14 protein-coding genes are annotated in these 14307 nt (G+C 72.4%); 5 read left to right on the top strand and 9 right to left on the bottom strand.

Features of this window, described 5'->3' with window-relative positions:
* Positions 1-40 precede the first annotated feature (40 nt).
* Complete coding sequence (locus ABD208_RS05790) at positions 41-2449, top strand: ATP-binding cassette domain-containing protein (protein WP_344100468.1); 2409 nt, start codon at positions 41-43, stop codon at positions 2447-2449.
* A gap of 77 nt (positions 2450-2526) precedes the next feature.
* On the opposite strand, the gene ABD208_RS05785 is transcribed toward ABD208_RS05790, so the two are convergent.
* Positions 2527-3228 carry a response regulator gene (locus ABD208_RS05785; RefSeq protein ID WP_344100466.1) on the bottom strand — a complete coding sequence of 234 codons (702 nt, stop codon included), beginning with the start codon at positions 3226-3228 and terminating at the stop codon, positions 2527-2529.
* A gap of 117 nt (positions 3229-3345) precedes the next feature.
* On the opposite strand from ABD208_RS05785, the gene ABD208_RS05780 reads away from it, so the two are divergent.
* The 4 genes from ABD208_RS05780 to ABD208_RS05765 all read left to right on the top strand — a co-directional run bounded on the left by ABD208_RS05780 (position 3346) and on the right by ABD208_RS05765 (position 8729).
* Positions 3346-4623: a sensor histidine kinase gene (locus tag ABD208_RS05780; protein WP_344100464.1), complete on the top strand. Its 1278-nt coding sequence runs from the start codon at positions 3346-3348 to the stop codon at positions 4621-4623.
* A gap of 61 nt (positions 4624-4684) precedes the next feature.
* Positions 4685-5791 carry a fatty acid desaturase family protein gene (locus ABD208_RS05775; protein WP_344100462.1) on the top strand — a complete coding sequence of 369 codons (1107 nt, stop codon included), beginning with the start codon at positions 4685-4687 and terminating at the stop codon, positions 5789-5791.
* A gap of 524 nt (positions 5792-6315) precedes the next feature.
* The gene (locus ABD208_RS05770) at positions 6316-7356 is read left to right on the top strand and encodes a tyrosine-type recombinase/integrase (protein WP_344100460.1); all 1041 of its coding nucleotides are present in this window, start codon (positions 6316-6318) and stop codon (positions 7354-7356) included.
* Between the two features lie 92 nt (positions 7357-7448).
* A complete protein-coding gene (locus ABD208_RS05765; RefSeq protein ID WP_344100458.1) occupies positions 7449-8729 on the top strand; it encodes a phospholipase D-like domain-containing protein in 1281 nt (426 codons plus the stop codon).
* A 4-nt stretch (positions 8730-8733) separates the two neighbouring features.
* On the opposite strand, the gene ABD208_RS05760 is transcribed toward ABD208_RS05765, so the two are convergent.
* The 8 genes from ABD208_RS05760 to ABD208_RS05725 all read right to left on the bottom strand — a co-directional run bounded on the left by ABD208_RS05760 (position 8734) and on the right by ABD208_RS05725 (position 14251).
* Positions 8734-9339: a MerR family transcriptional regulator gene (locus tag ABD208_RS05760; RefSeq protein WP_344100456.1), complete on the bottom strand. Its 606-nt coding sequence runs from the start codon at positions 9337-9339 to the stop codon at positions 8734-8736.
* 154 nt (positions 9340-9493) lie between these two features.
* Positions 9494-10006 (bottom strand): bifunctional nuclease family protein, encoded by a 513-nt coding sequence (locus ABD208_RS05755; RefSeq protein WP_344100454.1) that lies wholly within the window; start codon positions 10004-10006, stop codon positions 9494-9496.
* 18 nt (positions 10007-10024) lie between these two features.
* A complete protein-coding gene (ftsR, locus tag ABD208_RS05750) occupies positions 10025-10777 on the bottom strand; it encodes a transcriptional regulator FtsR (protein WP_344100452.1) in 753 nt (250 codons plus the stop codon).
* Positions 10774-11265, bottom strand: coding sequence for an FHA domain-containing protein (locus tag ABD208_RS05745; RefSeq protein ID WP_344100450.1), 492 nt, complete (start codon positions 11263-11265; stop codon positions 10774-10776). The genes ftsR and ABD208_RS05745 overlap by 4 nt, the downstream gene beginning before the upstream one ends.
* A gap of 183 nt (positions 11266-11448) precedes the next feature.
* Positions 11449-12453, bottom strand: coding sequence for a DUF881 domain-containing protein (locus ABD208_RS05740; RefSeq protein WP_344100448.1), 1005 nt, complete (start codon positions 12451-12453; stop codon positions 11449-11451).
* A 6-nt stretch (positions 12454-12459) separates the two neighbouring features.
* Positions 12460-12792, bottom strand: coding sequence for a small basic family protein (locus ABD208_RS05735; RefSeq protein WP_344100446.1), 333 nt, complete (start codon positions 12790-12792; stop codon positions 12460-12462).
* Complete coding sequence (locus tag ABD208_RS05730) at positions 12789-13607, bottom strand: DUF881 domain-containing protein (protein WP_344100445.1); 819 nt, start codon at positions 13605-13607, stop codon at positions 12789-12791. Before ABD208_RS05730 ends, ABD208_RS05735 begins: the two co-directional genes overlap by 4 nt.
* Before the next feature lie 56 nt (positions 13608-13663).
* On the bottom strand, positions 13664-14251 hold the full coding sequence (locus ABD208_RS05725) for a CDP-alcohol phosphatidyltransferase family protein (RefSeq protein ID WP_344100444.1): 588 nt from the start codon (positions 14249-14251) through the stop codon (positions 13664-13666).
* Positions 14252-14307: the final 56 nt, after the last annotated feature.

Here is a 14307-nt window from a genome sequence, read left to right as displayed (position 1 = left end):
ACCGGTACCAGATCACCGGCACCGCAAGCGGAGACGAGGCATGGACGAGGTCATGAACGACCACACGACGAGAGCCGGGCACCCGGCCGACACGCACGACCTGATCCGGGTGACGGGCGCCCGGGAGAACAATCTCCAGGGGGTCGACGTCGAGATCCCGAAGCGGCGGCTGACGGCCTTCACCGGGGTGTCCGGGTCGGGCAAGAGCTCGCTCGTGTTCGGCACGATCGCGGCGGAGTCGCGGCGGCTGATCGACGAGACGTACTCGACGTTCGTGCAGGGGTTCATGCCCTCGCTCCCGCGCCCGGACGTGGACCACCTCGCGGGGATCACGACGGCGATCCTGGTGGACCAGGAGCGCCTGGGCGCGAACGTCCGCTCCACGGTGGGCACGGTGACGGACGCGAACGCGATGCTGCGGAACCTGTTCTCCCGGATCGGGCAGCCGTACGTGGGCCCGCCGCCGGCGTTCTCGTTCAACATCCCGACCTCCACGGCGAGCGGCGTGATGAAGACCGAGAAGGCCGGCGGGAAGGTCGACAAGGCCGTCGTGCGCGAGCAGGTGTACCTGGGCGGGATGTGCCCGCAGTGCGAGGGCCGGGGGAGCGTCTCGGACCTGAACCTGTCGGTGATCATCGACGAGTCGAGGTCCCTGTACGACGGCGCGATCCTGGTGCCGGGCTTCACGGCCGACGGCTGGCTGGTCAAGGGCTACGCGGAGTCCGGGTTCGTGGACCCGGGCAAGGCGATCAAGGACTACACGGAGCAGGAGCGCGCGGACCTCCTGTACAAGGAGAAGACGAAGGTCAAGGCCCTGGGCATGAACCTGACCTACCAGGGCCTCATCCCGCGGCTGCGGGAGTCGATGTTCTCCAAGGACGTCGAGTCGCTGCAGCCGCACGTGCGCCGGTTCGTGGAGGCGGCCGCGGTGTTCGGCAGGTGCCCGGCGTGCGACGGGACGCGGCTGAACGAGTCGGCCCGCTCGGCCAGGATCCGGGGCAAGAACATCGCCGAGGTCTGCGCCATGCAGATCACCGACGCCGCCGAGTGGGTGCGCACGGTGGACGACGCCGGCGTGGCGCCCCTGACCCAGGCCCTGCTGCACCTGTTCGACGCGTTCACCGGTATCGGCCTGGGCTACCTGTCCCTGGACCGGCCCGCGGGCACGCTGTCCGGGGGAGAGGCGCAGCGCACCAAGATGATCCGGCACCTGGGCTCGGCCCTGACGGACGTCACGTACGTGTTCGACGAGCCGACGATCGGCCTGCACCCGCACGACATCCAGCGGATGAACACCCTGCTGCTGGACCTGCGGGACAAGGGCAACACGGTGCTGGTGGTCGAGCACAAGCCGGAGGCGATCGCGATCGCCGATCACGTCGTGGACCTCGGGCCCGGCGCGGGCGCCGACGGCGGGACGATCTGCTTCGAGGGCACGGTCGAGGAGCTGAAGGCGGCGGACACGCTCACCGGCCGGCACCTCGGGTACCGGGCGGCGCTCAAGGAGCAGGTGCGCACCCCGTCGGGGGCGCTGGAGATCCGCGGCGCGAGCCAGAACAACCTGCGGGGCGTGGACGTGGACGTGCCCACCGGGGTGCTCGCGGTCGTCACGGGGGTGGCGGGCAGCGGCAAGAGCTCGCTCATCCACCAGAACCTGACCGGCCGCGCCGGCGTCGTGGTCGTCGACCAGGGGGCGATCAAGGGATCGCGCCGGTCCAACCCCGCCACCTACACGGGGATGCTGGAACCCATCCGCAAGGCGTTCGCCAAGGCGAACGACGTCAAGCCCGCCCTGTTCTCCGCGAACTCCGAGGGCGCCTGCCCGACCTGCAAGGGCAACGGCCAGATCTTCACCGAGCTCGGCTTCATGGAGACCGTCGCGACGCCGTGCGAGGACTGCGGCGGCAAGCGGTACCAGGCCGCGGTGCTCGAGTTCCGGCTCGGCGGCCGGAACATCGCCGAGGTGCTCGACCTGTCCGTGGCCCAGGCGCACGAGTACTTCGGCGCGGCCGACTCGAAGGTGCCGGCCGCGCGGAAGGTGCTGGGGCACCTGGCCGACGTGGGCCTCGGGTACCTGAAGCTGGGACAGCCGCTGAACACGCTGTCCGGCGGCGAGCGCCAGCGGCTCAAGCTCGCCATGCACATGGGGGAGAAGGGCGGCACGTACATCCTCGACGAGCCGACCACGGGCCTGCACCTGGCGGACGTGGACAACCTGTTGAAGCTGCTCGACCGGCTGGTCGACGCGGGCAAGTCGGTGATCGTGATCGAGCACCACCAGGCGGTGATGGCCCACGCGGACTGGATCATCGACCTGGGGCCCGGCGCGGGCCACGACGGGGGCCGGATCGTGTTCGAGGGGACGCCCGCCGACCTGGTCGCGGACGCCTCGACGCTGACGGGACAGCATCTGGCCGAGTACGTCGGCGTGACCGCGGCGGCCTCCTGAGCCGGCCGGGGAGCGGGCCGACGAGGCGGGCCGGCCAGGTGGCCTCGCCGGCCGGCGACGTGCGGGCGGGCCGGTGCCTACCGGCCCGCCCGCACCAGGCCCGTCTCGTACGCGCACACCACCATCTGCGTGCGGTCCCGCAGGCCGAGCTTGCTCAGGACGCGCGAGACGTGCGTCTTGACGGTCTGCTCGGCGAGGTGCAGCGCGGCGGCGATCTCCGCGTTGGAGCGGCCCGCGGCCACGTGCCGCATCACGTCGAGCTCACGCTCGGTCAGGCCCGCCAGGGTGACGTCGGGGGACGCGGGGGCGGACCCGCGCGCCGCGTAGTCCTCGATGAGGGTCCGGGTGATCCGGGGGGACAGCAGCGCGTCCCCGGCGGCCACCGTGCGCACCGCGTGGGTGAGTTCCTCGGCGGGGGAGTCCTTCAGCAGGAATCCGCTGGCGCCCGCCCGCAGCGCGGAGAACACGTACTCGTCGGCGTCGAACGTGGTCAGCATGATCACCTTCGGCGGCGTGCCGGGCATCGCCATGATCGCGCGGGTCGCGTCCAGCCCGTTCACCTGGGGCATGCGGATGTCCATCAGCACGACGTCGGGTCGCACGCGGCCGACGATCCCGGTGATCCCCGCGCCGTCGTCGGCGGTGCCGACCACCGTGATCCCCTCGTGCGCGTCCAGGAGCGCGGCGAACCCGGCACGGATCATCGACTGGTCGTCGACGATCAGCACCCGGATGGTGCCGTCGGCGGAATGTCCGGCGGGGGCGGCGGCTGGCGACATGGGAACAAGGTAACCCTCAGGTATGACCCGGCCCGTCCGGCACCCGCCCGGCCTTCGCCGGGATTCCCTCTCGCGAGGGAAGCACGCGGCCGGTCCGAGCGAATAATCTGACCGACGATGGACGACACCCCGCACGACACGCCGCAGCCCGCCGCCGCGCCCCGCCGCGCACGGTTCTGGCGGATGCGCTCCCTGACGCGCCTCGACCTCGCCACCGGTTCGATCGCCCGGCGTGAGGTCGTCTGGCTCTGGTCGCTGGTCACCGTGGCGGCCTTCACGTTCGTCGCCGTCGGCTGGCCCGTGACGACCACCGGGTACGGCGCCAACTCCGCGGCCGCGATGGCCGGCACCCTCGTGCACTCCGCCGCCGCGATCCTGGCCGTGCGCTGGCCGTGGGCCGGGCTGCCGGCGTCGGTCGCGGGCGCGGTGCCGCTGATGGTCATCACCGCGGGCGCCGGGCCGGAGTGGCCGTGGCCCTGGCCCGTCACCGTGCTGCTCGCCCACTCCCTGACGGTGTTCGTGCTGGCGCTGCGGCATCCCTGGTACTGGGCCGCGTCCCTGTGGTCCGTGGGCGCGATGCAGACCGTCGTCGTCCCCATCCTCGTCACCGACGGCACCAGCGAGGAGGCCGTCGCCAACGGCGTCGTCCTGGTGTCGCTCAGCGGCGGCGTCGCGCTCGTCGGCGTGATCGCGCGGCTGTGGATCCTGAGCATGGTCCGCATGGAGCAGGCCGAGCGGCTCAGCGCCGCCGAGCAGGGCCGGCGGCGGGAGCTGGAGGAACGCAACCGGATCGCCCGCGAGCTGCACGACGTCGTCGCGCACAGCATGTCCGTCATCACCGTCCAGGCGTCCACCGCGCGCTACCGGCGTCCCGGGCTGGACGACGACGTCGTGCGGGAGTTCGAGGAGATCGCCACGTCGTCCCGGCGGGCGCTGGGGGAGATGCGCGGCCTGCTCGGCATCCTGCGCGGGCACGACAACGCGCCGACCGCGCCGCTGCCCGGGCTGGGCGACGTCGCCGGGCTCGTCGAGTCCACCCGCGCGTCGGGCGTCGAGATCAGCTACTCGGGCACCGACGCCGAGGTGCACGAGGCGGTCGGGCTCACCGCGTTCCGCGTGGTCCAGGAGGCGCTGAGCAACGCGCTGCGGCACGCGCCCGGCTCGTTCATCGCCGTCACCGTCGAGGACGACGGCCACGAGCTGCGGGTCCACGTCATCAACTCCCCGCCGGACCGCGACGACGAACCCACGCCCGGGGCCCGCCTCGGCCTGGCCGGGATCCGCGAGCGCGTCACCGCGGTGGGCGGGACCGTCACCGCGGGCGCCACCGCCGACGGCGGGTTCGAGCTCACCGCCACGCTGCCGTCCGACGACGCCGACCCGCTACCTGCGTAGGGGGTCAGGTTGGCTCCTGCGGGTGACGCGCCGGGGGTAACCGTGTTCCTACGTTGGCCTCATGACGACCACCACCGCCCCGCCGGTCCTCCCGGCCGCCGACGCGCGGGCGCCGCGCCAGCCGCGTTCTGCGCGCAACAAGCAGACGAACGACTACTTCGATCTCGCCGAGCTCGTGAACGAGCAGGGCCTGATGGAGCGCCGGTACGGGTACTACGTGCTGCGCACCGCGCTGCTCGCGGCCGGGCTGGCCGTGGCGACCGTGCTGCTGCTGACGCTGGGGCAGACCTGGTGGCAGCTCGCGGTGGCGGTGCTGTACGGGGTGCTGTTCACCCAGGGGGCGTTCCTCGCGCACGATGCCGCGCACCTGCAGGTGTTCCGCTCGGGCCGGCGCAACGAGTGGTTCTCGCGGATCATCGGCAACCTCGTCACCGGGCTCAGCCACGGCTGGTGGACCCGCAAGCACAACAAGCACCACGCCAACCCGAACGTCATCGGCAAGGACGGCGACATCGACACCGGCACGCTCGTGTTCGTGCCCGGCGAGGCGGCGGGCCGCACCGGGTTCATGGGCTGGGTCACGCGCCGGCAGGGCTGGCTGTTCTTCCCGATGATCACGCTGTTCGGCCCGGTGCTGCACGCCAGCGCGATCCGGTCGCTGGTCACGACGCCCGGCGTCAAGCACCGCGGCTGGGAGTTCACCCTGCTGGGCGTGCGGCTCGTCGGCTTCACGGCGCTGGTGTACCTGGTGCTGGGGCCGGTGCTGGGCACGGCATTCCTGGTGGTGCAGCTCATGACGTTCGGCTTCTACATGGCCGCGACCTTCGCGCCGAACCACAAGGGCATGCCGCTGCTGCCGAAGGACAACTCGGTCGACTTCCTGCGCCGTCAGGTGCTGACCTCGCGGAACATCAAGGGCGGATGGTTCACCGAGATCGCCATGGGCGGCCTGAACTACCAGGTCGAGCACCACGTGTTCCCGCGGATGCCGTCCGTGAACCTGCGGCAGGCAAGGCCGATCCTGCGCGAGTTCTGCGCGGAGCGCGACATCCCGTACACGGAGACGGGGCTGTTCGAGTCCTACGGGATCATCGTGCGGTACCTGAACCGCGTCGGGATCGGCGCGGCGGACCCGTTCGACTGCCCGATCGCGGCGCAGTACCGGTAAGCACCAGGACCGGGTCCGACGAACGTCGTCGTGCACAGGGAGTCGCCCCTCGGGCGGCTCCCTGCTGCCGTTCCGGCGCGAACCGATAATGAACATTATGTCATTTCACGGATCGAGGGCCGCCCCCGGGCGAGGCCGTCAGCGGCTCGGCGGGGGTCGTCGGCTTGTCGCGACAGCCGGTCGCGCGCCTGCCGCGACGCCTCCTCGTGCGGCGCGACCTTGACGGACCTTGACGGCCCGGCGTGACGCCGGCTGTCGTTCGAGGCGTGACATCGTGAGCGACGTGGCCCGGCGCACGCAACGTACCGGCGGAACGATGCCGGCGTGCGACGTTCATCGGCACGGTCGTTCCTGATCGATCGGCACGTCGGTGACCACTGCCGCCATACAATGGTGTATATCGCAACACAACGGTCTTATTGCGCACCCGTCCCCCGACCCCGGGCCGGGGGGGCGCGGCCGAGGACGCCGGAGCCCGGCGGTTCGGGACAGCACTGTCAGTCACTGCACATAGTCTGACCTGCATGGTTGCACCACCGCGTCTGGAACGTCTGACCGTCGCCGAAGCCGTCGCACGGTACCTGGCCGCCGTCGAGGTCGACGCCGTCCGTGAGGTCCTCTCCCCTGCCACCGCCCGCAGCTACTCGCGCGACGTCGCCGAGTTCGCGCGCCTGGCCGGCCCGGCCACGATCCTGGACGACATCAGCGGCCCCGACGTCGACGCGCTCCTGGTCCGCTACCAGTCCGCGCCGGACGCGCGCTTCACCGATCCCGGTGTCAAGCCCGGCCCGGGACGCTCCACCGCCACGGTCAACCGCTTCCGCCAGTCGGTCTCCCGCTTCTTCACGCACGCGGCCCGCGAGTGCTGGGTCCAGGCCGACCCGATGCAGTGGGCCTCTCCCCCGGCGCGCAGCCGCGAGCCGCTGCGGGTGGCGCGCACGGCGCTGTCCGCGGGCGCGGCCCGTTCGCTGCTGCTGTCCGACGACGCCGCCCCCGCCCGCCCCGACCAGGACCTGGCGGCGCGGGACCGGCTCGTGCTGGCGCTCCTGCTGATCCTCGGCCCGCGCGTCTCCGAGCTGGCCCGGGCCGAGACCGCGGACTTCACGCGCGAGCTCGGCGGGGAGCCCGCGGGCTCCGCGGTGTGGCGCATCCGCGGCAAGGGCGGGGCCGTCCGCAGCGTGACCCTCAGCCCGCCGCTCGCCGCGGCGCTGGACACCTACCTCACGCAGCTGCGCCCGCGCCTGGCCGCGCGCCGCCCGGACGACGCCGACGCGCAGCGGGCCCTGCTGCTGTCCTGGCGCGGCCGCCGGGTGGACACCCAGGCGATCCGCGCCCTGCTGCGCCGGGCCGTGGACCGGATGCCGCCCGAGGTGCGCCGCGAGGTCACCCCGCACGCCCTGCGGCACACGACGGCCACCCTCCTGGTCGCCGAGGGCTGGGACGTCAAGGTGGTGGCGGAGCTCCTCGGCCACGCCTCGATCGCCACCACGGGCGTCTACCTGGATCGCATCGACGGCGAACTGGCGGCCGCGGTCCGGGCGCACCCCCTGACCGCCTCCGGGTGATCCTGGGTGATCGCCCTGAAACCCACCCGGAAGCGGGCCGGTCAGCGCGAAAAATGCCGCGGGCACGGTGGCCGGCGGGTAGCGTGAGCAGAGTGCCGACCCGCGACATCGCCGGACTGACCATCGACATCGACCCCGAGCTGATCGGGCGCCTGCGCACGTTCGCGATGCGGGCCGGGCTGGTCGCCGCGGCCGTGCCCGTCGGAGTGGCCGTCGCGCTGACCGTGACGGACGCGATCCGGCGGCGGATGCATCCGCTGACCGCGAGCTTCCCCGCCGAGAAGCCGCTGACCGAGCAGATCGACGACACCGCCACCACGATCTACACCTACGGCGCCGACCTGTACGAGTCCATGCTCGAGGCGATCCGCGGGGCGAGCGAGACCGTGATGCTGGAGACGTACATCTGGAAGGACGACGCGATCGGCCGGCAGTTCAAGCAGGCCCTGATCGACGCGGCGGCACGCGGGGTCAAGGTCTACGCGGTGGTCGACGGGTTCGCGAACCTCGTGGTGCCGCAGTCGTTCTTCCGGTTCCCGCCCGACGTGCACCTGCTGCGGTTCCCCGTGTTCCGCCCGGGGATGCTGGCGCTGAACCTCCGCAAGTCCGGGCGCGACCACCGCAAGATCCTGGTCGTCGACGATCACATCGCCTACGTCGGGGGCTACAACATCGGCTCCCTGTACGCCACGCAGTGGCGCGACACGCACGTGCGGCTCGAGGGGCCCGCGGTGTGGGAGCTGCGCAACGCGTTCGTGGACTTCTGGAACCGGCACCGCGCCTCGAGGCTGCCGCAGCTCACCGACGCCGGCTCCCCGGACTGGATGCCGCACCTGCGCGCGGCCCGCAACGCGCCGAGCGAGCTCGTGTTCCCGATCCGGGGCCTCTACCTGGACGCGATCGACCGGGCCACGAGCCACGTCTACATCACGCAGGCGTACTTCATCCCGGACCGCGACATCCACACCGCCCTGCTGGCCGCCGCGCGCCGCGGCGTGGACGTGCGCGTGGTGGTGCCCCACAGGTCGAACCACGTGGTGGCGGACTGGCTGGCGCGCGGCATGTACACCTCGTTGCTGCGCGGCGGGGTGCGGATCTTCCTGTACCAGGACGCGATGGTGCACGCGAAGACCGCCACGATCGACGGCCGCTGGACGACGGTCGGCACCGCGAACATCGACCGCCTCAGCCTCACGGGCAACTACGAGGTGAACCTGGAGATCGTGGACGAGAAGCTCGCGGCGCGCATGGAGGACGTGTTCCGCCTCGACCTGACCAACTCGCGCGAGCTGACCCTGGGCGCCTGGGAGCGGCGTTCGGGCCTGGCGAAGCTGGGCGAGGCGCTGATCTCCCCGCTGCGCCCCCTGCTCTGAGTTCTCAGCCCGCGTGCCGGGCCTTGGCCCGCTCCAGGCGACGCCGCGTGAACTCGTCGTCACCCGCGGGCGCGTCGGCGCCGGCGTCGGGCCCGAACGTCTCGGTCGGGAGCTCGCTGAGCGTGCCCTCGATCTCCCGCCACACCCGTCCCACGGCGATGCCGAACACGCCCTGACCGCCCTGGACGAGATCCACGACCTCGTCGGGCGACGTGCACTCGTACACCGACGCGCCGTCGGACATCAGCGTGATCTGCGCCAGGTCCTCCACGCCGCGCTCCCGCAGGTGGGTGACCGCGGTGCGGATCTGCTGGAGGGAGACGCCCGTGTCGAGCAGGCGTTTGACGACCTTGAGCACCAGGATGTCCCGGAAGCTGTACAGCCGGTGGGTGCCCGAGCCGGTCGCGGGTTTGACGGTGGGCTCGACCAGGGCCGTGCGGGCCCAGTAGTCGAGCTGCCGGTACGTGATGCCCGCGACGCTGCAGGCGGTGGTCCCGCGGTAGCCGGTGTTCGCGTCCCGCTCGGTCAGGTTCTCACCGAAGAGGAGACCCTGGGCGCCGTGCGGGATCGGTTCACCGGCGGCTTGGACGACCTCACCATGGCTGTTCACTGTGCCTCCTGGAAGTTTCATGACCACGCTAGGGCCGGTGTGCGGAGTTCCTCCGGCAGGCGCTCCGGCGTGTCGCGGGCACTTTGTTGCTGTTCGGTCACACCTTCCCGTGACGGTGCGGCGAATGCTCCGGGGGCCGTGGGGTCGTGGCTCGCTATCCGTGCGACTGCCCTGGTGGTGGCCCGGAGAAGTCCTCCGGGCTGACGTGGTCGAGGAAGGCGCGGAACTTCTCCATCTCCTCGCGCTGGTCCACGTCCACGATCTCGACCCCGGCGAGCGCGACGATCTCGGCCGAGCAGAGCACGGGGCTGCCGGTGCGCACGGCGAGTGCGATGGCGTCCGACGCGCGGGAGTCGAGCCGGGCCCCGGAGTCCAGGACCAGCTCGGCGAAGTAGATGCCGCCCTCCAGCGCGACGATCTCGACGCGTTCGAGCCCGACGCCGACGGCGGCGAGCACGTCACGCAGCAGGTCGTGCGTCATGGGGCGGGGGGTGGCCAGGCCCGCCTGGGCCATGGCGATGGCGCTGGCCTCGCGGGGGCCGATGACGATCGGCACGGCGAGGTCGGCTGCGCTGTCCAGCAGCAGCACGACGATCTCCTGATCGCGCTGCTGCTGGCGGACGCCGAGGATCTCCACGGGGACCATCGGCACGTCGGGCGTCACCATTTCACGGTAGGCCGCGCGTCACAGATCCGCCACACCCTGGCGGACCCAGACGGCGTGCAGCCGGGTCAGCAGTTCCCCGATCTCGCCGGCCATCGCGTCGGCATGACCCTGCGCCTCGGCCGATCTGCGCCCCCGCCACGGCGCGGTGACCTGGTCCGCCAGTGCCACCTGACGGTCGGCGGCGGTGCGCAGCGCGCGCAGGTGCCGCGGTTCGATGCCATGCGATGAAAGTTGCGCGGCGATGCGCACCACGTCGACGGCACCGGGACCGAGGTGCCCCGTGCTGCTCTCGCTGATCGCCCCGGCGCGCACCAGCTGCTCCACCAGGTCGACCGGTACTCCCCCGGCGGCGTCGGCGACCTGCTCGTGCGTCCACCGGCGGCGGGAGCGGTCCTCGTCGGCGGTCGGCGCGAGGCGCGGCGCCGGGCGCGGCCCGTCGTCGTCGCCCGCGTCCATCGCCGCGAGGCGGTCCTTGATCACCTTCAGCGGCAGGTAGGAGTCGCGCTGCTCGGTGAGCACGAACCGTAGCCGCTCGACGTCAGCGGGGCTGTACTGCCGGTAGCCCGACGGCGTGCGCACGGGCGTGATCAGGCCCTGCTCCTCCAGGAAGCGCAGCTTCGAGTGCGATACGTCCCCGAACTCGGGCGCGAGCGTGCGCAGCACGTCGCTGATGCGCATCGTGGCCTGGCGCGAGATGCCGCGGGGCCACGGTTCGGGGCCGCGGCCGGCGGCCTGCTGGCGGGCGGCCTGACCACCGGCCCCGGCCGTCACCTCTGCGGTACTCCGGGCACGGCGTGCGGCATGGCCTGCGGGCTGGCGTGGAACGTGAGGCGGAACTTGCCGATCTGCACCTCGTCGCCCGTGGACAGGGTCGCGCCGTCGATGCGCTCGCGGTTCACGTAGGTCCCGTTCAGCGAGCCGATGTCGCGCACGGTGAACGTGTCGCCGTCGCGCACGAACTCGGCGTGCTTGCGGGAGACCGTGACGTCGTCGAGGAAGATGTCGGCCTGTTCGCTGCGCCCGGCGACGCACCGGTCGGTGTCCAGGAGGAACCTGGCGCCGAAGCCCGGCCCCCGCTGCACGACGAGCAGCGCGGAGTGGCGCGGCAGCGCGGCGACGGCCGCGGCCTCCTCGGGGCTGAGCGCGGTGCGTCCGGCTGCGGCGTCGTCCCCCGAGGGGAACACGATGCGGCCGAGGTTGGCTGTCGTCGACGTGGTGTCAGGGCTGACCGGATGAGTGTGGCCGCTGGGGTCGGTCATCGGGTCTCCTCGGTGTGGTGGGTCGGGATGCGTGCTGCGGGTTCTTCCGGGCGCCGGGGCGCTGCTGGTGCTGTCACGTGCGGGTTCGCGACCGAGGCCCGGTTCGACCAACCTACATGCCACCAGCGGGGATCGGCTACTCCTCGCCGCCGTGGCGCCCGGTTCCGGGGTAGATCCTGGGGTTCACCCCGAGCCGGTCGTCGCGTGCTCAGGGTCCTGCGGCGCGCGCGTCGCGTCGACCGCGACGTTGTCCTGGCGCGTGACCTCGGCCGTCGCCTCGTGGTCGCGCAGGGTGGGCAGCGCGCCGCCGGGGATCTCCAGGGCGGGCCCGACGGTGTCGGGGTCGCCGATCGCGGTCCAGACGTAGGGCACGTTCAGCAGGTTCCCGTCGAGCATGATGTGCCCGTCGACGGTCTCGGTGAAGTGGCTGCTGGTGACGATGCGCACGTTGTTGATCTCCTGCGCCTCCACGCCGGCGTTGCGGAGCTCCTCCAGCGTGTTGAACATGTCGGCGGCGGAGACCGTGCCCGGCTGCGCGGCGATCTCGACGACGACGCCGGGCCCCTGCGCGGGCAGCCTGCCCGACAGGATGCCCTCGTACTCGGCCCGCTGCTCGGCCAGCTCCCGGGCGGCGCGGTCGCGCCCGTCGGCCGAGCGCAGGTCGTCGCGCGCCTGGGTGAGGTTCGCGACCTCGTCCTCGAGCTGGTCGCCGCGCTGGGTGACCTCGTCCAGCAGCCGCACGAGCTCGTCCTGCCGCAGCGAGGCGAGCTGCTCCCCGGTGGACTGCGCCACCTGCACGGCGAGCGCGAACCCGAACGCGACGCACAGCGCCGCGGTGATGTACTCGGCGCGGCGCCCGGCGGGCTTGAACAGGTTCCAGAGCCGCGACCGGCCGCCGATGTCGGGGCGCGCGGGGGCGGGGGCGGGGGCCGCCGCGGCTTCCAGGGCTTCGCCGGACTCGCCGGGTTCCGTGCCGGGGACGCCGTCCCGGTCGTCCGTGTCGACGCCGGTCGTCCTGTCCGCGTCCGCGTCGTCGTCCGCGTCGTCGTGTCCGGGATCGTGTCCGACGACGGCGTCGTCCTCCTGGGCCTCTCCCCCGGCCCCGGCGACCTCACCGCCGTCGGGCAGCTCCTCGCGTTCCCCGTGCTCCTGGTGTTCCTCGTGCTTCTTCTCCCGCGCGTCCGTCATCGCCGCTCACGCCTTGAAGATCGCGCGCCGGATCGACGCCGCGTTGGAGAAGATGCGGATCCCGAGCACCACGATGACGGCCGTCGACAGCTGCGAGCCGACCCCGAGCTGGTCGCCGAGGAACACGATGAACGCGGCGATGAGGATGTTGAACAGGAACGAGGTGAGGAACACCTTGTCGTCGAACATGCCCTCCAGCGCGGCGCGCAGGCCGCCGGCGAGCGCGTCCAGGGCGGCCACGACGGCGATCGGCAGGTACGGCTGGAGCACCACCGGCACGGTGGGCTGCAGGATGAGACCGGCGATCACGCCGACCACGAGGCCGATGACAGGGATCATGCTCCGTCCTTCTGGTTGACGTTCGTGGCCCACCGCAGCGTCTGCGGCCGTCCCGCGGCGAGCCGCAGCTCGTCGGCGCCCGCGACGGAGGATTCCACGCCCTGGGTGCCGAGCACCTGAAGGTACGCCGGTCCGGTGGACCGCGCGAACTCGACCTCGAGCTTCTCGGGGTCGCCGATCGCCTCGACCTTGTAGGACGGGCCGTTCAGCGGCTGCAGGTCCACCAGGATCGCGGCCCCGGCGGACCGGATGGCGCTGGACGCGGTCAGCCGCTGCCCGCCCACCGAGATCGCCTCGGCGCCCGAGGCCCACAGCGCGTTCACGACGAACTGCAGGTCGGTGTCCCACACCCGCTGGTCCGCCCCGGCCTCGGGATCCTCCCCGCCGAGGCCGCCGTCGGTCAGCGTGACGACCAGGCCCGGCCCCGTGACCGCCTCGGTGCCGTTGGAGAGCTTGTCGAGGTCGTTCAGCTCGCGCAGCGCGCTCGGGAGCGTGCCCGCCCGCTCCAGCTCCTCGACCTGCCCGGCGAGCGTGACCGACCGGCCGGTGAGTTCCTCGACCTGCTCGCTGCGCGCGGTGACCTGGTCGATGAGGACGGAGCGGGCCTGCCCGGCGACGGGCTGCGGCGCTCGCAGGTGCCCGACGGCGACGGTGACGGCCAGGCCGAGCCCGACGGCCACGAGCATGGCGGTCACGGTGCCGGGCACCCCGGGGTCGGCGTCCTTGCCGGCGGCGCGGCGCGCCTCGCGCCGCCGGGCGGCCGCGGCGTACCCGGGGTCGAGGGGCCGCTCCATGACCTCGGTCAGGAGGGTCATGGAGGCATCGGGCCGGGCATCGGGCCGGGTGCCGGGCCGACGACGTCCTGCCGCGTTCATCCGGCCACCGCCAGCCGGCGCACCTGGGCCACGTACTGCAGGCCCGCGAGCCAGTAGAGGGCCACGCCCCAGCCGGTGAACGCCCAGCCTGCGACGTAGGCGGCCGTCCCGGCGGCGCCTGAGGAGATGCCGGGCACCTCGGCGAGCAGGAGCAGCGGAAACGCGTACAGCAGCGCGAAGGTGGCGACCTTGCCGACCTGGCTGACGTTGAGCGTCCCGTACCCGAGGCGGGCCAGGACCGGCACGGTCAGGGCGAGCAGGAGGTCGCGGCCGACGACGGCGGCCACCAGCCACAGCGGGACGATCTCGCGCCAGGCAAGGCCCAGCAGGGTGACGAAGATGAACAGCCGGTCCGCGAGCGGGTCGAGGATCTGCCCGAGGCGGGTGATCTGCCCGAGGCGGCGGGCCAGCACGCCGTCGAGCCAGTCCGTGGCGCCCGAGACCGCGAGGACGACGAGGGCGGCGGCGTCCTGCCGCGTGACGATCAGGACCGCGAAGACGGGCACGAGCACCAGCCGGGCCATGCTGATCACGTTGGGCACCGTCAGGACACGGGAGCTGATCTCCTGTCCCCTGGCCGCCACCCGCGCCATTCTACGGGTCTTTCGGCCGCCGCAGTGCGGATCGGTACCGGCGCGCC

The organism is Myceligenerans crystallogenes, from assembly GCF_039529775.1.
In the GTDB taxonomy this organism is placed as follows: domain Bacteria; phylum Actinomycetota; class Actinomycetes; order Actinomycetales; family Cellulomonadaceae; genus Myceligenerans; species Myceligenerans crystallogenes.
Note: the sequence above shows the minus strand (reverse complement) of the source record. Positions and strands in the feature narration are given on the sequence as shown.